This is a genomic window from Roseateles oligotrophus, from assembly GCF_025717515.1.
Classification (GTDB): domain Bacteria; phylum Pseudomonadota; class Gammaproteobacteria; order Burkholderiales; family Burkholderiaceae_C; genus Paucibacter_A; species Paucibacter_A oligotrophus.
This window is the reverse complement of sequence record NZ_JAJIRN010000002.1, coordinates 234,803-251,809: the sequence shown is the minus strand read 5'-3', so window position 1 is coordinate 251,809 and position 17,007 is coordinate 234,803. Positions and strand designations below refer to the sequence as shown.

The window sequence follows — 17,007 nt, the reverse complement described above, 5'->3', positions numbered from 1 at the left end:
TCCAATAGCGTCCGTAGCCCGCAAGTAAGTGCACTAATCAAAAGTTAGCTGATAGTTTAAGAATATTAACTGGCAGTATGTGTTTCGGTAGTTTTTATGCCGTAAGTGCGCGCATTTTTGCGGTAGTGACTGCTAACTTTGCGACTCGGTTTCTTTTTTCTTCGTCGGGAAAAATCTCACTGAGAATACTGGCGGTTTCGGGTTTTTCCGACGGTTTCCGCCTTGAATCGGCGTCAATGTCGATGTCTTCCTCGTAGACACTTGTCGTTCTTGGGGATTTATCAGAGGACTCGCGCGAAGTTGTCGGCCTTTGATTGGCGCGGCTCTCCGGGCATTTATGCGCTGTAAGCCAATGCCGCTGCGGGTCTGCCTCTCGGCCAGCGGTCACGCCGCCTTGATCGCCACCACGTTGCCAGCCTTGACGCTGTTCAATTCCCTGTCCAGTGCTTCCAGCGCCGTGCGCAGCTCGGGCAGGTAGTCGTAACCGTCATAGTGGCGGTCTTGCACGCCGCTGATGCCGTGGCTTTGAAGCCTGCCGCGCATTTCTTTGCTTATCTTGCCCGCCAGGATGGTTTCGACTCCGCTGCGGATTCGCTTGGCCTGAAAGTCGGTGATCTTGTCGCCCACAGCGTCGACGGCCCAGCGGCTCAGTGTTGAGCTAACCAAATGGATAGTGCCGATCTTGTCGCCCACCTCGGTGGTGATCGCATATTCGCCAGATAGGTCTAAGAGCTTGATGGCTTCGGCGGCTTGAGCGGTCAGCGGCAGGGTATGTCTCCGCGCCGGTTTGCCTGGGCGTCCCTTGCCGTCGTAAATGGCGATTGTGTCGGCGGTCACATCGGCAGACTTCAGCCTTACCAATTGTTCGATCCGCTGCCCGCCAGTGAGTAGGTGCAGTTTGAGTGCCGCGCCCTTGATGCCGCCAATATCCTTAATGCAATTCCAGTAAACGCGCATCTCGTCGGCTGAAAGAGGGTTCTTGTCGGCCTTGTTGGATTCACTGTTAGCGGCTGTCTCTGCGGCTGGATTGTGTTTGACTTCATAGCCCTTGAATGCGACCGGAATCTTGGGGTCTGTCTTTGCTTTGCGGGCAGTCTCATACGCTGCGCCCATGTAGGCCCTGAGCTTGTTGGCTGTGCGCTCCTTGCCCGCCTCGATCAGTCGGCGGCGCATGTCGGCTATTTGCTCGTCGGTCACTTCCGAAGCCGGTAGGCAGGCAATATCTGGAAATGCCGCTATCGCGTGATTGGTCAGGATTGACTTGGCATCGGTGTGTGAGGATCGGCCAAGCGCCTCAAGATTGAGCCAATAGGCTTTCAGGAGTTCGGCCAGCGTGTACTTGCTGCGCCGATCAATCTCGGCTTGGGCCAGGGCTTGCGCTGCGGCCTCGTTGGTGATGGCTTGAGCTTGGGCGTCGGCCTTGGCTTTGACTAGGCCAGCGTGCCCGCCTTGCTCCTTGCCGTCCTCGTGCGCCTGGGCCAGTCGTGAGGCTTCATCCATCGCCGCCGCAATAGTCCAGCGGCCATCCTTGGGGGTCAGGGTCTTGGGTGGCAGTTTGCCGTCATACAGGCCGATTTCTACCCGATCAGACTCGCCCTTGAACGTGTAGCGCCAATACAGCTTCACCGCTCCGGTGGATAGCTTGCGGGCCTGCAATGCGCCGCTCGGGATGACTTTCGCCAGCGTGGTGAATTGGCCTTGCTTGAGTGCGCCGACTATCTCGCCCGGTGTCTTGTCTGCCTTGGTTGCCATCTCTTGCCCTGCTCATCTGGTGTCAGTCTGGTGCCAGCAGTGGGCCAGCTTTTGGGGCTGGTGCCAGTCTGGTGCCAGTCTTGGCGTGGTTGATGCTGGACATTCTAGGACGGTGTTGGAGACTTTGCTTGGTTAAATCAACGACTTAGATTAAATTGCTTGTCCAGTAGTGACCACGCAAAACCAGGGCGGTCGGACTCTTAATCCGTAGGTCGAGTGTTCGAGTCACTCAGGGCCCACCAAAAATAAGAATGAAAAAAAGCACTTAGCGCCGAACGGCACTAAGTGCTTTTTTCTTGCCTTTCTAATACTCGACGGACTGTCAGGCGGCTGTTTCGACCTGTTCTGTCTCACGCACGTTGGGCTGAAGTGGCTTTACTAAGTGCCTCTTGATATAGATCTCGGTCGTGCAGCAGGCACAATACTTTGGCCTTTCTCGACCTGGCGAGCCACCTCCACCTTGAATTCCATCTTGTACCGCGACCTTGTCGCACTGCTTGTCTTCTTCTTCACCTCCATTCTCCTCGCTTGAATTTAAACACTCAGCAAGCGCTATGTTTTTCGAGGGCAAGGTCAATAGTCCGGATGGCGCACATCACGTATCCCTAGTTAATTGTGACGTCACCGACTCTTGCGACAGTGCGGACTCTGAGATGAATCAAAGGGAGAGCGTCATGATTGTTGAGCAAGGTCACAAGTTTGGTCGTGCAGCACTGCCGGTCGCAGTGGCCTCCGCAGTCTTGCTGGCCGGTGTCGCGGGCTTGGTCTGGGTGACGCAGGCCAAGGCTTCAGCGGCGTCGTCCAGTACACCCATCACGCCTGCATCGCCCGTCGGCAGCCCACCAGAGTCAAAGGCGGCGCTGATCAAACGCTATGCCGCGAGTTGCGAGTTGGCCGTCCGCGAGCGCCAGTTCGACAAAGCCCTTGAGTTGTGCCGCGAGTTCACTCAATTCGAAGAATTGGCCGGCAAAGCCTATTCCAGCATGGCCGTGGCCAGCATGCTGAGCGAGAACAATGATGTGGCCGCCCTGGCCTTGAGCGCCCGCCATGCGGAGGCCGCCGCCAAGCTGAACGATGCGCTCGGCAAGATGATCTGGGCCTATCACGGCCTCAACGGTCATGGCAACGCCGCGATTGCTCCTGAGAACGCGGAGGTCTTGTTGATCGAAGCGCAAAAGGATGGTGTAGCCAAGGCCGAGGTCTTGCTCGCCAGTCTTAGGCAGAACAAGGAATGCCGTGAACATGCACAGGTGGCCTTGTTTGAATTGCCGGTGTTTTGTATGGCGCGCGGCGAACTTCGCAGCGCGCTGACGGCTTTGGGCATGCGCGAGCAAGAGCAAAGCGCTGGTGCAGAACGTGAAATCTATTCGCTCGGAAAGATGCTGCCCGGCGCAAGGCAAATGAGTCTGCAATATGGCAAGCAGGCGGGCTCGCAGCTTTTGGTTCCCGTCCATGTGAGCTACCGCTTCGGGATCCAGGAGGCTGCATTTGCAAGCCAAACCCTGCAACGCTTGCAGGACAGTTTGCGCAAAAAGTACGGCGCTCCCTTGCATGCCGAAAGCGAATCCTTTGGCCGCTGGCGCAGCAGTGATGGCGTGCTGATCGAGCTGAAGCGCGATGGCTCGGGCGACCTGCTTTTAAGTTATCGACATGAGCAACGTGCGATTACTCTGCAGGAACAATCGCTAGCGCTTGAGGCGCGACGCGCCGAGCGCCTCAGTGCGCTCACTTTGAAAGCCTTGTAGAAGGCCTAACGCTTGCCGTATGGCGGCCGATAGGCCAGTAGCAGTTTGTTGGCCGAAACGTTGACCAAGCCCTGGGAAGGGTCTTGGTCGCCATTGCCGCAAAGAGTTGACTTCGTACGAGGCCTATGCCGATACCGTCATGCCTGCGGATTAGCCCTCGACCATTTGCCTGAGGGCAGCTGGCCGGCAGCCCTTGTCTGCCGGCCAGCTGCTCAAGACTAGCCTTGTTGCGGAGAGGCTTGCCGGCTGCGTTGAGTGCGTCGCAGCAGTAAAGCAGCCAATCCCAGACCGGCCACCCATAGCGGCGAGGCTGCGCCGCCTCCGCCATCACCTGAAGGTTCGGGCGTTGGTGTGGGCGTCGGAGTTGGTGTTGGTGTTGGTGTTGGCGTTGGCGTAGGTTCAGGTGTAGGCACGGGCGGCGTGAAGGCGGTGCTGCCCTGCAGCGTGCCACAGTTCTTCAGGGCGGGGCTGCTTAAGACCAGGGCGTCACGTTTTGGTGCCGTATAGCTGCTGGGTGTGCGGGCGAATTTCAATGCTTCCTCGGCATCCAGCAAGCCCACTCCGCAGGTGTCGGCGGTACAGGTGCAGCGGCTCTTATTGGTGGCCGAGCAGTAACCCAAGGCGGGAGCCAGCACGTGAGGCCGTGCGCTCGCCTTCAATCCGGCTTCGACTTGCGCCAGCGTCAGGGTTGGATTCAGGCCCCACATCAAGGCCGCGGTGCCTGCAACTTGCGGCGCAGAAAAACTGCTACCGCTGACGGCAGCATGGTACGAGGGTGGTGTAGTTGTGAGGTCGGGCTTGTAGGTCGAAACAATCCCGCTGTCGGCTAATGAGCTGTCGCAGGTGGCGCCGCTGTCACGGTCGCCGCCCGGAGCTGCCAGCGCAATCTGTTTGCCGAAGTTGGAATAGATGGTCTTGAAGCCTTGCTTGTTGACGGCGGCGACGCCCATCACGCCGGCGCAATTGGCCGGCCGGCCGACCGCGCCGCGCAGATTGCCGGCCGCTGCGACGATCAATGCGTTCTTGGCACGCAACTCGGCAATGGTGTCGGTGTAGAGCTTGGCGGCGGCGGCCACATCCTTGTCGGCATCGTTGATGTCGCAAGAGGTCAGGCCGGCATAGCCAATCACCAGCACCTTGGCCGGATGAGGGTTGGTCGGCACGCCGATAACGGGCAAACCCACCGACCAGCGCATGCCGTCGACCATATCGGCCACGGCCGCGCCGCATTTGCCCGACACCCGCACCGGCATCACTTGGGCGTTCCAGTTGATGCCGGCCGAGCCCGCTTTGTTGTTGGTCCAGGAGCCGATCTGGCCGGCCACCAGGGTGCCGTGCCAACTGTTCTTTTCGTTCACCAGGCAGCCGTCCCAGAGCGCCTTGTTGGCGTCGAACTCGGACTGCGTCAATGCATCGCCGGGGTCGATGGTGTTGGCGCTGCGCCCGACGCCATTGTTGTTGGCGTAGTCGCGGTTACTGACGAAGTTATAGCCGGCCACCAGCTTGCCGGGAGGCAATTCGGGATGATCAACCAAGCCCGAGTCCAGCACCGCGACGACGGGCGAGCCCGCGCCGGTGCTGATGTCCCAGGCCTTGGTGAAGTTGGCCGCGGCCGGGTTGCTGCTGGCGTTGTAGTCATCCAACCACCACTGTGCGTCTTTGGCGTCGGCGGCGCGGAATAAGCTGTCATCCGGCACCATGGCGCGCTGCTCGCGCGCATTGACGGTGACGTAGGCGACGCGCTTGTCGCTGCGCAGCCGATTGGCCAGCGCCGTGGTTTGAGGGCGACTCAGCGCCTCCTGGGATTGCACCAAATGCCAGCCCGAGCCCATGCTGCGCTGGTAGTCGAGTCCGACTTTCAGATCGGCCAGCAAGGCCTTGACTTGTTCAGCCGAGCCGGCCGATGCGCTCAGCTGCAGCAGCAGCCCTGGGCCTTGCGTCTGCTTCGCTTGGGCATTGGCCAGTGCCGGCGTGGCGGGCGAGGCCGATTGGGCTGCTAAGCACAGCAGGCTTGTTGCCGCCAATGCAAGCAGTTGGAGACGGGCGCGGCCGGCGGCAGCGCGCAAGGTGGGGGGTGTTTTGGTACGCATACCGGCCAAGTTAGCGGCCTGGCGTGAAACGGCTGTGACAGATGGGCCTTTCGGCACATGGCTGAATAAATTCAAGCAAGGTGCAACAGCGCTGATCGGCTTGCCTCTGTCACGTCACCGTCATTCACGGCGCGGTCACAGCAGATGAATACAGTCGCGCCACTCATAGCTCCTTCGGCTCATGACTCCTTGCCCTTTTCAGTGTTTTGCCCGCCATGCCTCAGTTCCTCGTCAGCTATCTCGACTCCGCACGCCGCCCCGCCCAAGCGCAGGTATCGGCCGTGGATGCGCAGGCCGTGGCGGCGGCTTTGGGCATCGCCCCCGCTGCACTGATTTCGGTCAATCCCTTGGGGGGTGGCGCGAACGAGGTGAACCTGGCGCGCGCGGGGCAGAGCTTTCCTTTGCGCCAATTCGCCCAACAACTATCGGTCTTGTTGAAGGCCGGCATTCCGCTCTTGGAAGCCTTGATCACCTTGAAGCAAAAAGAAGAGCAGGGTGGCGCGGGCAGTGGTGGAAACAGTACGGCGGCCCTCGACGGCGTGATCGCCCGCATCCAGCTCGGCGAGGCCTTCTCGACCGCTTTGCGCAGCCAGCCGCAGGCCTTTGATGCGCTCTTTATTGCGGTGGTTGAATCCAGCGAGCGCAGCGGCCAAATGGCGCATGCGCTGGCCGAGCAGGCCGACTACCTGGCCTGGGCCGAACAGCTGCGCAGCAAGCTGGTGGCGGCCACCATTTACCCGGCCACGCTGATCGCGGCGGGCACGGCGGTGGTGATGTTTCTATTGGTGTTTGTGGTGCCGCGCTTCGCCGGTTTGCTCGAAGGCGTGGGTGGTGATCTGCCCTGGGCCTCGCGCATGCTGATCGCCGTTGGGCAGTTCTGCGGCGACAACCCTTGGGTGGTGCTGGGCCTGGGTTGCGCGCTGCTGGCCGGGCCGGTCTGGGCCTGGCAACGCGGCCTGCGTCAAGCGCTGCTGTCTCGTTTGTGGAAGTTGCCTTTGCTGGGGCCGAAGTTGCATTTGCTGGCCTTGGCGCAGTTCTATCGCAGCCTGGCGATGTTGTTGCTGGCCGGTGTGCCGGTGGTGCCGGCGCTGCAGACGGCGCGAGGCGTGATTGCCGGCCATTTGCAGGCTCAGTTGGACCGCTGCATCGCTTCGGTGTGCACGGGAGAGAGACTCTCCCAAACGCTGGAGCGCGAGGGCCTGAGCACGCCGGTGTCGCTGCGCATGTTGCGGGTCGGCGAGCACAGCGGCGAGATGGGCTCGATGCTGGCACAGGCGGCGGCTTTTTACGACGAGGAGTTGACACGGCTGAGCGATCTGGTCACGCGCCTGATCAACCCGGTCTTGATGCTCTTGATGGGCTTGGTGATCGGCACCGTCGTCGTGCTGATGTATTTGCCCATTTTCCAGTTGGTGGAGCAGGTCAATTGAATACGGCATTAGCTTTGAATGCCGCACTGGGGCGCCTGCCCGTTGACGAGGCGCCTTGGGGCTTCAGCTTCGAGCAATGGACGCAGGCCGAAGCGCAGCGTTGGCGGGCGGTGCTGGCGGTGTCGGCGGCGGGCCGCCTTGCGCTGCTGGCGGATCGTGAGCATGACAGCATGCTGCTGCAGCGCATCGAGGCCAGGCTGCAGCGCGCGCTGCGCTGGGTCAGCGGCACGGCCGAGGATGTGGACGCGGCGCTGGGCGCTGGCGAACAGGATTTCCGCGCGCTGCAAGACCTGGGCGAAGGCTTTGCCGGCGGGGCGGTGGGCGAACAAGCGCAGGAGCTGTCGGCGCTGAACCTGAGCGAGCAGGCCAGCCCGGTGGTGCGCCTGCTCGACGCGACGCTGTATGACGCACTGCAAGACGGCGCCAGCGACATTCATTTCGAGACGCATTTGCGTGGCCTGAAGGTGCGTTTTCGGGTCGACGGTGTGATGCTGGAGATCAAAAATCTCGATGGCACGCTGGCGGCCGAGCAACTGGTGTCGCGCCTGAAGGTGATGGCCGAGCTGGACATTGGCGAGCGACGCCTGCCGCAAGATGGCCGCTTCAAGCTGCGCATGCAGGGGCGCGAGATCGACTTTCGCCTGTCCATCATGCCCAGCGTGTTTGGCGAGGACGCTGTCGTGCGCGTGCTCGACCGGGCGCAGATCCAGGCGCAGGGCGCACTAACGCTGGATTCGCTCGGCTTCGAGCCGGAGGCGCGGCTGGCGATCCGGGCGCTGGCGCGTCAACCGCACGGCATGCTTTTGGTGACCGGGCCAACCGGCAGCGGCAAGACGACGACGCTTTATGCGGCGATCTCCGAAGTCAACACCGGCCAGGACAAGATCATCACCATCGAAGACCCGGTCGAGTACCAATTGCCAGGCGTGGTGCAGATCCCGGTCAACGAGAAAAAGGGCCTGACCTTCGCGCGCGGCCTGCGCTCGGTCTTGCGCCACGACCCCGACCGCGTGATGGTGGGCGAGATCCGTGACGCCGAAACCGCGCAGATCGCGGTACAGGCGGCGCTGACCGGTCACCTGGTGTTTTCGACCGTGCATGCCAACAATGCCTTCGATGTGGTCGGCCGTTTCATGCATATGGGGCTGGACCTCTACAACGTCGTGGCGGCCTTGAACGGGGTGCTGGCGCAGCGCCTGATGCGCATCAACTGCCTGCATTGCCGTCGGCTGGTCAGCCCCACTTTGGCCGAGCTGCAAGCGCAGGATTTGCAGCCGCTGGCGGGGGACAACTTCATGCAAGGCAGCGGCTGCCCGCATTGCCGTGGCACCGGTTACAAGGGCCGCCGCGCGGTTTCCGAACTGCTCTGTCTGGACGATGAACTGCGCGATCTGATCGCGGCCCGTGCGCCCATGAGTCGAATCAAAGAAGCCGCGCGAGAACGCGGTATGCGCACGCTGCGCGAGGCCGCTGTCGCCTTGGTGCGGCGCGGCGAATCAACCCTGGAGGAACTTGACCGTGTCACGCTTGCAGACTGATTCCGTGCTCTATTCCTTTCCTTCCCGCATTTTGCAAAAACTCAAAGCTTGGCAAGTTGCGCGCAACTTGCCGGTCGCCTCGCTGTACTGGGGCGAGTCGGGTTTGTGGAGCTATGAGACCCAAGGCGCCGGCCAGCGCTGGCCCGACTTCGAGCAATGGTGCGACGCGCATCCGCGCCAGCAATTGCGCATCTGGGTCGGCGGTGCCTGGGTGCACAACGTTAGCGTCCCGGCCGATATGCCCCTGGCCGACGCGCAGGCGGTGCGGACCTATGCGAGGCTGCAAATCGTTCACTACTTCGGTGCCGCTGCGCAGGCTTGGCCTTTGGCCGTCTGGTCGCAGGGCAAGCAGCGCAATGCGGTGGCACTGCAGGAGCAGTCGGGCTTGAGCCTGAACGCCTTGACCGCGGCATCCCTGACGCATGGTGTGCGTATCTTGTCGGTGCGACCCGCCTGGAGCCATGCTTTGGCCTTGGCTGCGGCCGCCGACAGCGCCTGGGCGCAGGCCGAGAGTTCGGGCCTGGGTTTACTGGAAGGGCGCATGTTGAGTTGGTTGAGCCTGGCACGCGGGCAGGTGATGGACGTGCAACAACGCTATCTGGATCAAGGCGACGGCGCCGAATTGCAGGCCTTGCTGCAGCGCTTGCAGCCGGCCACCGCTGGTTCCGGCTATAGCCATGCACCCAAGCTGATGGGCTGGGGCGGCAGCGCGGCCATTTTGTCGCAGGATTCGATCTCGGAAGGTCCGCAAAGCGCTCATTGGTTGGCGGCGGGAGCCCTGAGTTGATGCAGCGGATGGCAAGGAACGCAAGGCCTGCCTCCTCCTGGCCTCAACCCGACTTTATGCCGGCGCCTCAGCGCCCGGGCGCACTGATATGGGCCTGGTTGTTGGTCGTCATATGCGTGCTGATGGCATTGGCTTGGCGATGGCATGAGCTGCAGGACCAGCGCGCTGTGTTGTCGGAGCAGGCCGGTCTTTTGAATAAATTGGCCGACCGTGAGAGTCGGGCCACCGGAGCCGTGGCACCTGCTAACGCGGCCGACCAGCAGCGTCGAGCCTGGGGCCTGCACGCCCAGCTCAGGCCCAAACAAGGTGAGGACTGGGCGAGCCGCTGGCTGGCCGTCGAGCAGGCCTTGCCAGCGGGATTGCAAATTCAGGCGCTGGAGATGGAAGGCGCCAGCCTGCGCTTGGAGGGCTTGGCTCCGACGGCCGATCTGGTGATGCAATTGGTCGACGCCCTGGCCACGCAGGCGGCCAACCATGGGCCGGGCCCTGTCAGTGAGGTGGTACTGACGCGCTTGCAACGTCCCGAAACTCCGGCAGAAGCCGCGGCCGAGTCGAACGCTTTGCGTTTTGAGGTGGTGCGCCGGCGCGCAAATGGGCGGCCCTCATGAGCGGCGCGGCTTCCTACCTCAATGGGTTGGTGGAGTGGCTGCCCGAGCCGCTGCGAAAACTGCTGGCGCAGCTCGGCTGGCCGGGAGGCATGGCCGCCTTGTTGAGTTTGTTGGCCTTGCTGGTTGTGCTTTGGTTTTTGCCGGCGCAAGAGCGGGCACTCGAGCGGCAACGGGAGGATATGTCGGCCCAACGCCAGGGGCTCAAACAGCAGCAACAACGGCGCGAAAAACAGTCGCCGCAGCGCTTCGTGAATAGCTTTCCTCAAGACAGCGAACGTCAAGCCCGTACGGCGGCGCTGCTGGCCTTGGCCAGTGAGTTGGGTCTGCCTTGGCCGCGCAGCGAGTTCCGCTACGCGGCCGAGCCGGGTCTGGGCTTGGCCCAATATCGCATCGCAATGAATGTGAATGGCAATTATGGCCAGATCAGGCGTTATGTCGGCGAGGCTTTGCGGCTTGACCCGGCTTTGAGTTTGGAGCTGATCAAGCTGCGCCGCTTGCAGCCGAGTTCGCCCGAGTTGGCGGCCGAGCTGAGTTGGGTCTTGCATATGCAAATGCCGGTTCAAGCCCTGCCGACGGCTTCGGCCAGGGAGGGGCGCAAACCATGAGGGCGCAACTGCGTGGCCGCTTGCTGATGGCGGGCCTGGCCTTGAGCCTGGCTGCCACGGCTTGGGTGGCGAGCCGGGACGAAGAGGGGGAGGCGTTCAGCGCTGCTCCTCAAAACCCGACTCGACCGGGCGCGGTCAAACCGGCTTCGCCAACGGCTTGGCCTGAAGCGCTGCTTGCGGCTCCGAACCAGGATGGCCCGGCCTGGCCCGATCCCGCCGCGATAGCGCGCCAAAGCTGGGGCCTTGCCGCCGGCACTGCGCCGGAGGTGGCAACGGTGTCGCCGGCTGCCAAGGTCGTCGCAGCCAAGGCCGACAGCGAGGCCGAGGCCGCGCCGCCGGCGGCCCCGCCGCTTGCCTATCAGTTGGTCGGCCGCATGGACGAAGCGGGTCGGCCTCGCATCGTGCTGAGTAACGCGCAGCGCACGCTGGTGCTGGGCGTGGGCGAGTTGATCGACCAGCAATGGCGCATCGATGCCATTGGCCCTGCCGGCGCTCAGCTCACCTGGCTGGCCGGTGGACAAAAACAAAATCTGGCCTTTTCGAGCCCCCAATCATGACTTTTTCAGTCCCGTCACCTCGGCAGCTTGCCTGCCTGAGCCTCGTCTTGATGCTGGTGGCTTGCGCCGCCCCGGCGCTGCGCGAATCCGAGGCGTTGCTGCAGCGCGGCGAGCATGAGGCCGCTTGGCGCATATTGCGTGACGCCAGCGCGGCCGCGCCGCAAGAAATGTCTTTGCGCCTGGCCTACGCACGCCAGAGCGAGCGCAGTCTGTTGGCTCTGGCGACGCAGGCGGAAACGGCGCGCGCCGTCGGCCAGCTTGATCTGGCGGAGGCTTTGGTGCAGCGCATGGAGATGGTTGATCCTCAGTCGCCTCGCAGCAAAGGCTTGCGTCAGTCCGTTCAGCGCGCCCGTCTGCATGAAGCGCAGGTACGTCAGGCCAGCCAGCAGTTGAAAGCCGGGCAGCTTGACCTGGCGCGAGCCACCGTGCAGCAGGTCTTGGCCGAAGACCCCGGCCAGTCGGGCGCCCTGGCCCTGAACCAGCAGTTGCGGCAAAAGTACGCGCCGCCGCCGCTGCCCTCTGCGCTGGCGGCGGCCTTCCAAAAACCGATCAGCCTGGAGTTTCGGGATGCGCCGCTGCGTACCGTGTTCGAGGCCATGGCGCGCGGCGCGGGCGTCAACTTCGTGTTCGACAAAGATGTGCGCGGCGACGCCAAGGTAACGATTTACCTGAAAGACGTCACCTTGGACGAGGCGATGCGGGTGATCCTGTCCACCCAGCAGTTGGAGCGCAAGCTGCTCAATGACAAATCGGTGCTGATCTACCCCAATACCCAGGCCAAGCAGCGCGAGCATCAGGAGCTGGTGACACGCAGCTTCTATCTCAATAACGCCGACGTCAAGCAGGCGCAAGCCTTGGTGCGCATGATGGCCAAGACACGCGATATCTTCATCGACGAGCGGCTCAACCTGCTGGTGGCCCGCGACACCTCTGAGGTGATCGCGATGATCGAGCAACTGATTGCCGGCTTGGACCTGCCCGAACCCGAGGTGATGCTGGATGTCGAGGTACTGGAGATCGAGACCAGCCGGGACGATCAGTTTGGCCTGCAATGGCCTTCCGAAGTCAGCTACGGCTTGCCCGGCGTTGGTGGTTTGGCCAATGGCCTGGTCGAGTTAGGCCAGCGCAACGCTTTTCGCAGCATGGTCGCCAATCCGGTGCTGACGGCCAAGCTCAAGGGTGGCACGGGGGCCAGCAATGTGCTGGCCAACCCCAAGCTGCGCGCCCGCAACAGGGAAAAAGCCAAGATCCAGATTGGCGACAAGGTGCCGGTGTTCACCAGCACCTCGACCGCCAATGTCGGCGTGTCCACCTCGGTCACCTATATCGATGTGGGCCTGACGCTGGAGGTGGAGCCCAGCATCCAGCTCGACAACGAGGTCGTGATGAAGGTCAATCTGGAGGTCAGCAATCTGGGTCTGAAGGAGAGCTCGGGCGGGGCCCAGCCGACCAGCGCCTACCGCATCGGTTCGCGCAAGGCCAGCACCTCGCTGCGCCTGCGCGACGGTGAAACACAGGTGTTGGCGGGCCTGATCAGCGACGAAGATCGCAAGAGCATCAGCGGCCTGCCGTATTTGTCGGAAGCTCCGCTGCTGGGTCGGCTGTTCGGCGTACAGGGTGACAACCGCAAAAAGACCGAGATCGTTTTGCTGATCACGCCACGCGTACTGCGCAATCTGAATCTGCCGGAAGCCAGTCGCACAGTCTTGGCGTCGGGCTTCGACAGCAACCCCGGCGCCGAAGGAGCGCGGCTGCGGCCGGCGGCGGCGGTGGCGCTGCCGATGGCGGGTGGGGGCGGGGTTAGCGGGATCAATCTGGCGGCGCCGGCCGCTCCTGTCTCTGTGGCAGGTCAAAGCTACGGTATGGACGCTGTCTCTGCCCAGCCAACGCTTGAGATTCAAACCACCGGCAACACCACGGTGGGAGACACCTTGTCGGTGACGCTGCACAACAAGTCGCCGCTGAAAGTGCGCGGCGAGATGCGCTTTGATGTCAGCGCTTTTATGCTGGCCGAGGCCGGCAATGCAGGGACCAACGGGGTGATTGAGTTCGACTTGGCGGGCAACGGTGAGCGAGTGCTTGTGCTGCGCGCCCGGCCCGGTTCGGCCGGCAATCGTTCCAATATCGAGCTGAGTAATTTGATCGGTATCAATGCCCAGGGTGATGTCTTGACGGTGCAGGTGGAGGGGGATGCCGGTGTGTCGGTCACCAGCAACTAGCCGAGGCTTCACCCTGGTCGAAATGCTGGCCGTGGTGACCATCGTCGGAATCTTGGCGGCCGCCGCCCAGCCGCTCAGCGTCTGGATGAACAAGCGCCACAAGGAGGGCGAGTTGCGTCAGGGCCTGCGCACGCTGCGGCTGGCGCTGGATGCTTACAAGCAGGCGAGCCTGAGCGGCCAGGTTGCGGTGGCGGCGGATGCCAGTGGCTATCCGCCGAACCTGACAGCGCTGGTCGAAGGTGTGCCCGACGCCAAAGATCCCAAGGGCCGCAAGATCTACTTTCTGCGCCGGCTGCCGCGTGACCCGCTGGCCGACCCTTCGCTACCGGCCGCACGCTCATGGGGCTTGCGCAGTTATGAATCGCCGGCCGATGCGCCGCAGCCCGGCCGCGATGTGTTCGATGTCTACTCGCAGGCCAGCGGCATTGGCCTGGACGGCACGCGCTACCGCGATTGGTGAGCAATATGTTGGTACGCCAGATTGCCCTAGTGCGCCGAGGCTTTACGCTGATCGAGTTGATCGTCGTGATGGCCATCGTTGCCTTGCTCGCCAGCATTGCCGCGCCGCGCTACTTTGCCAGCGTCGACCGGGCGCGCGCCAATAGCTTGCGGGCGTCCTTGCAAGTGATGCGCGGCGCGATCGACCATTTCGTCGCCGACAAGGCGCGCTATCCCGAATCACTGCAAGAGCTGGTCGATGCCCGCTATTTGCGCCAGATTCCCGAAGACCCGCTGACCAGCAGCGTGTCGACCTGGCTTGCGCTGGCGCCACCGGCGGAGCTGGAGACTGCTGGCCAAGTCTTCGATGTGCGCAGCGGCAAGGCCGGCCGCGCGGCGGACGGGAGCTTGTATGCGGAATGGTAGCAAGTCTGTGAGGCCCCCCAGGCCGACGACCTGCGTCGTCCGCCCCCCGAGGGGGGCACGAAAGGTCGGGGCGGCCCTTCCCTTTCTTGCGCGCAGTCGCGGTTTTACCTATCTGTGGCTGCTCTTCGTGGTGGCGCTGGGCGGGGTCGCCTTGGCGAGCTTGGGCCAGCGTCAGCAAACCTTGCAGCAGCGCGAGCGCGAGGCCGAATTGCGCTTTCGCGGCGAGGCCATTGCCAAGGCTATAGCCGCCTATATGGGGGCCAGCCCGGCCGGCACTAACAGCTTGCCTCAGCGGCTGGAGGACTTGTTGGAAGACCGCCGCAGCGGCACCGTGCAGCGCCATCTGCGCCGGCTTTATGCCGACCCTTTCACGGGGCGTACGGATTGGCAGCTGATTTTGGGCCAAGCGTCGGTGAAGAAGAAACCGGATCAGGACGATGCTTCGAGCGAGGTGCATGAAAAAAAACCACCTGCCTCCGCCAGTCAATTAGGCAGCGCCGCAGCCAGCGAGGAGCAGGGCACGCCCATGGTCAGCGGCATCGTCGGTGTCAGCAGCCGTTCGCGAGCATTGTTGTTGGCAAGCAGCACTTTGGGCAGCGCTGCTGAGGCAGCCAGTGCGCCAACCAAAACCCGTAAGCCAAGGGTGTCTGAGCTGCATTTCATGGCCCCGACCGAAAGTCTTGCGCCCGAATGAGCCGAACGGCTCATGCGCATAAGGATTTTTAAACACCCGGTCATCTGGCCTCACTACAGTCCACGCGCCAAGCCACTCAGGCCGTGTTCTTCCACTCTTTGTCGCGCCCATGCAAACCATGCACAACCCTGAACTGAATGACGCTGTGCTATTGAGCAATAGCCATATCGAAGCCATCGTGCGGGCGGCCGAGCAGTCTTTGGACGTGCGGCGCCGTTACCAGTTCTTCGTCTGGACGCAGAGCAATCTGCAGCTGCTGATTCCGCACCAGGTCGCCATCTGCGGCGCCTATCAGCGTGCGCAAAGAGAGTTGGTCTTCGACGCTTTCAACAACGTCACCATCGCCGATGAGGTGCTGCTCAGCCTGACCGCACCGCGCTGCGTGCTGATGCAGCAGTTGCAAGGCTTGTGGCTGGAGGCGCGTTGCAAGCCGGTGCGTGTGACGGTTGAACAGTTGGAGGGTCAGGCCTTGCAGCCGCAGCTGGCCGGCCTGCGCGCGGCCGGAATTTTGGAATTGCTGGTGCACGGCGTGTCGCGCCCGCAGCGGCCCAGCGAGATCGAGAGCTTCTTTGTCTTCGCTTTGCAAAACGCCAAGCTAACGCCTCAGCACAGCAGCTATCTGGAGCTGATGATGCCGCATATCCACGCCACCTGGCAGCGCGTGCAAGTGGTCGAGCGCGAGGTCAATGCCTCGCCGCAACCGGTGCCGGTCAACGGTGCACGCCAGACCGGCATCACCGAGCGCGAGCGGCAAATTCTGTCCTGGCTGCGCGAGGGCATGAGCAACCAGCAGGTCGGTGAGGTTTTGGGCATCAGCGCGCTGACGGTCAAAAACCATGTGCAAAAAATCCTGCGCAAGCTCAATGCTGCCAACCGAGCTCAGGCGGTGGCGCGGGCGATGTCGATGAATTTGCTGGACCGCGCGCCGATTGAGTTGGTCAAAGCGCCCGCCTAAGCCCCCATATTTTTGGAGAAAGAAGTTCAACCCGGACTTCCCCCTAGTCCGTTTGGACTGTGAATTAGTACCAAGGCCCCGAAACGGTGTCACGGGAGTCGGTCAAAGTTCGACTTGTTCCTGAGAGTCTTGTTTTTGGCATGTGCTCTCAACTTGTTCTTTGTTTGAGGGTCACCCGACCCAGGCGCCCAAAGTCACCGCCAATCGCAGCGATCTTCCTGCATAGAGGAAGCTTGGCAAAAAGCGATTCAGGGGAGGCGGCACAGGCGTAACGGGCAGGCGCGGGATGGTCCCGTTGCGCTGCCAGTCTTTTTTTAGAAGTTCATTTATTTCCTAACGGAGAAAATTATGCAAATCAAGAAAATCGCCCTGGCCGCTTTGGCCGTTGCCTCGTTCACTCCTGCTTTCGCTGAAATCATCGGTGCCGGTGTTGCCATGGGCCAAGCCGAGCTGGTGTTCGTTGCTTACAACGACAAGGCTTCCTTCGTCAAGGATCTGGGCATCACGACCGACGCCTTCCTGGCTCAAATGAACGCCACTGGCACCTTCAGCACCTCGGTGTTGGGCAGCGAGTACAGCCGTTTCTTGGGTCAAAACGGCAGTTCCACCGAGTGGGCAATCATTGCAGCTAACCCGATCGAGTTTGGCTTCAACCCAGGTGAGATCAACTACTACGGCACCAAGAACGTCGCCCAAGCCACTTTTGGCGTGAACAACCAGTTGTTCAACGATGGCGTGCAGAACTTGGCTCAGTTCTTCAGCAACACCGATGACTTCGCCGAAAACGCAGGCATTGGCGCTAGCGCAGGTATCAATAACATCGAGTACACCGGTCTGGCCGGCACCATCGAACACGCTGTGGGTTACTCGAACCTGGGTAATGCATACAACAACGGCAATGCCGTTGGTGTGGCTTCCGAAATGGTCTATCTGACTTCCAGCAGTGCCAATGGTTCGCACTTGGTGGTTGGCGGTGCTATGGGCAACCAAACTCTGCGCGCCAACTTTGACGGCGTCAACATCACCGCAGTTCAAGCTGTTCCAGAGCCAAGCACCTACGCCATGCTCTTGGCTGGTCTTTGCGCCGTGGGTTTCGTCGCCCGCCGCCGCCAAGCTTAATTTCACCTGCTTGATCTGATGTTTGAGGCATGGCCGTCTGGCCA

General features: G+C 62.0%; 15 protein-coding genes. 13 read left to right on the top strand and 2 right to left on the bottom strand.

Annotated elements, in window-relative coordinates:
• Positions 1-384 precede the first annotated feature (384 nt).
• A complete protein-coding gene (locus tag LNV07_RS04320; RefSeq protein ID WP_263569949.1) occupies positions 385-1,656 on the bottom strand; it encodes a site-specific integrase in 1,272 nt (423 codons plus the stop codon).
• A 770-nt stretch (positions 1,657-2,426) separates the two neighbouring features.
• On the opposite strand from LNV07_RS04320, the gene LNV07_RS04315 reads away from it, so the two are divergent.
• Positions 2,427-3,497 (top strand): hypothetical protein, encoded by a 1,071-nt coding sequence (locus LNV07_RS04315; RefSeq protein WP_263569948.1) that lies wholly within the window; start codon positions 2,427-2,429, stop codon positions 3,495-3,497.
• Positions 3,498-3,715: 218 nt separating this feature from the next.
• Here the strand turns inward: LNV07_RS04315 and LNV07_RS04310 are convergent, their stop codons facing one another.
• Positions 3,716-5,587 carry a S8 family serine peptidase gene (locus tag LNV07_RS04310; protein WP_263569947.1) on the bottom strand — a complete coding sequence of 624 codons (1,872 nt, stop codon included), beginning with the start codon at positions 5,585-5,587 and terminating at the stop codon, positions 3,716-3,718.
• 215 nt (positions 5,588-5,802) lie between these two features.
• Here LNV07_RS04310 and LNV07_RS04305 point away from each other — a divergent pair, with 215 nt between their 5' ends.
• The 12 genes from LNV07_RS04305 (at position 5,803) to LNV07_RS04250 (ending at position 16,963) form a co-directional block, all read left to right on the top strand.
• Positions 5,803-7,017: a type II secretion system F family protein gene (locus tag LNV07_RS04305; protein WP_263569946.1), complete on the top strand. Its 1,215-nt coding sequence runs from the start codon at positions 5,803-5,805 to the stop codon at positions 7,015-7,017.
• Positions 7,014-8,555, top strand: a complete 1,542-nt coding sequence (locus tag LNV07_RS04300) for a GspE/PulE family protein (RefSeq protein WP_263569945.1) — start codon at positions 7,014-7,016, stop codon at positions 8,553-8,555. The genes LNV07_RS04305 and LNV07_RS04300 overlap by 4 nt, the downstream gene beginning before the upstream one ends.
• On the top strand, positions 8,536-9,342 hold the full coding sequence (locus LNV07_RS04295) for a hypothetical protein (protein ID WP_263569944.1): 807 nt from the start codon (positions 8,536-8,538) through the stop codon (positions 9,340-9,342). The genes LNV07_RS04300 and LNV07_RS04295 overlap by 20 nt, the downstream gene beginning before the upstream one ends.
• A gap of 56 nt (positions 9,343-9,398) precedes the next feature.
• A complete protein-coding gene (locus LNV07_RS04290) occupies positions 9,399-9,950 on the top strand; it encodes a PilN domain-containing protein (protein ID WP_263569943.1) in 552 nt (183 codons plus the stop codon).
• Positions 9,947-10,555 carry a hypothetical protein gene (locus LNV07_RS04285; RefSeq protein ID WP_263569942.1) on the top strand — a complete coding sequence of 203 codons (609 nt, stop codon included), beginning with the start codon at positions 9,947-9,949 and terminating at the stop codon, positions 10,553-10,555. The genes LNV07_RS04290 and LNV07_RS04285 overlap by 4 nt, the downstream gene beginning before the upstream one ends.
• On the top strand, positions 10,552-11,112 hold the full coding sequence (locus LNV07_RS04280) for a hypothetical protein (RefSeq protein WP_263569941.1): 561 nt from the start codon (positions 10,552-10,554) through the stop codon (positions 11,110-11,112). The genes LNV07_RS04285 and LNV07_RS04280 overlap by 4 nt, the downstream gene beginning before the upstream one ends.
• Positions 11,109-13,331: a secretin and TonB N-terminal domain-containing protein gene (locus tag LNV07_RS04275; protein ID WP_263569940.1), complete on the top strand. Its 2,223-nt coding sequence runs from the start codon at positions 11,109-11,111 to the stop codon at positions 13,329-13,331. The genes LNV07_RS04280 and LNV07_RS04275 overlap by 4 nt, the downstream gene beginning before the upstream one ends.
• Positions 13,303-13,791 carry a type II secretion system protein gene (locus tag LNV07_RS04270; protein WP_397545522.1) on the top strand — a complete coding sequence of 163 codons (489 nt, stop codon included), beginning with the start codon at positions 13,303-13,305 and terminating at the stop codon, positions 13,789-13,791. The genes LNV07_RS04275 and LNV07_RS04270 overlap by 29 nt, the downstream gene beginning before the upstream one ends.
• Before the next feature lie 5 nt (positions 13,792-13,796).
• Entirely contained in the window at positions 13,797-14,195 is a 399-nt protein-coding gene (locus LNV07_RS04265; protein WP_263570283.1) for a type II secretion system protein, read from the top strand.
• Between the two features lie 151 nt (positions 14,196-14,346).
• Positions 14,347-14,889 (top strand): hypothetical protein, encoded by a 543-nt coding sequence (locus LNV07_RS04260; RefSeq protein WP_263569938.1) that lies wholly within the window; start codon positions 14,347-14,349, stop codon positions 14,887-14,889.
• A 118-nt stretch (positions 14,890-15,007) separates the two neighbouring features.
• Positions 15,008-15,844, top strand: coding sequence for an XrtB/PEP-CTERM-associated transcriptional regulator EpsA (epsA, locus tag LNV07_RS04255; protein ID WP_263569937.1), 837 nt, complete (start codon positions 15,008-15,010; stop codon positions 15,842-15,844).
• A 348-nt stretch (positions 15,845-16,192) separates the two neighbouring features.
• Positions 16,193-16,963 carry an FxDxF family PEP-CTERM protein gene (locus LNV07_RS04250; protein WP_263569936.1) on the top strand — a complete coding sequence of 257 codons (771 nt, stop codon included), beginning with the start codon at positions 16,193-16,195 and terminating at the stop codon, positions 16,961-16,963.
• Positions 16,964-17,007 lie beyond the last annotated feature (44 nt).

Excerpts from the sequence above, each read along its gene's own strand:
- LNV07_RS04315 (WP_263569948.1), top strand. The coding sequence starts at position 2,427 with ATGATTGTTGAGCAAGGTCACAAGTTTGGTCGTGCAGCACTGCCGGTC.
- LNV07_RS04310 (WP_263569947.1), bottom strand. The coding sequence starts at position 5,587 with ATGCGTACCAAAACACCCCCCACCTTGCGCGCTGCCGCCGGCCGCGCC.
- LNV07_RS04305 (WP_263569946.1), top strand. The coding sequence starts at position 5,803 with ATGCCTCAGTTCCTCGTCAGCTATCTCGACTCCGCACGCCGCCCCGCC.
- LNV07_RS04290 (WP_263569943.1), top strand. The coding sequence starts at position 9,399 with ATGCCGGCGCCTCAGCGCCCGGGCGCACTGATATGGGCCTGGTTGTTG.
- LNV07_RS04285 (WP_263569942.1), top strand. The coding sequence starts at position 9,947 with ATGAGCGGCGCGGCTTCCTACCTCAATGGGTTGGTGGAGTGGCTGCCC.
- LNV07_RS04280 (WP_263569941.1), top strand. The coding sequence starts at position 10,552 with ATGAGGGCGCAACTGCGTGGCCGCTTGCTGATGGCGGGCCTGGCCTTG.
- LNV07_RS04275 (WP_263569940.1), top strand. The coding sequence starts at position 11,109 with ATGACTTTTTCAGTCCCGTCACCTCGGCAGCTTGCCTGCCTGAGCCTC.
- LNV07_RS04270 (WP_397545522.1), top strand. The coding sequence starts at position 13,303 with ATGCCGGTGTGTCGGTCACCAGCAACTAGCCGAGGCTTCACCCTGGTC.
- LNV07_RS04265 (WP_263570283.1), top strand. The coding sequence starts at position 13,797 with ATGTTGGTACGCCAGATTGCCCTAGTGCGCCGAGGCTTTACGCTGATC.
- epsA (WP_263569937.1), top strand. The coding sequence starts at position 15,008 with ATGCACAACCCTGAACTGAATGACGCTGTGCTATTGAGCAATAGCCAT.
- LNV07_RS04250 (WP_263569936.1), top strand. The coding sequence starts at position 16,193 with ATGCAAATCAAGAAAATCGCCCTGGCCGCTTTGGCCGTTGCCTCGTTC.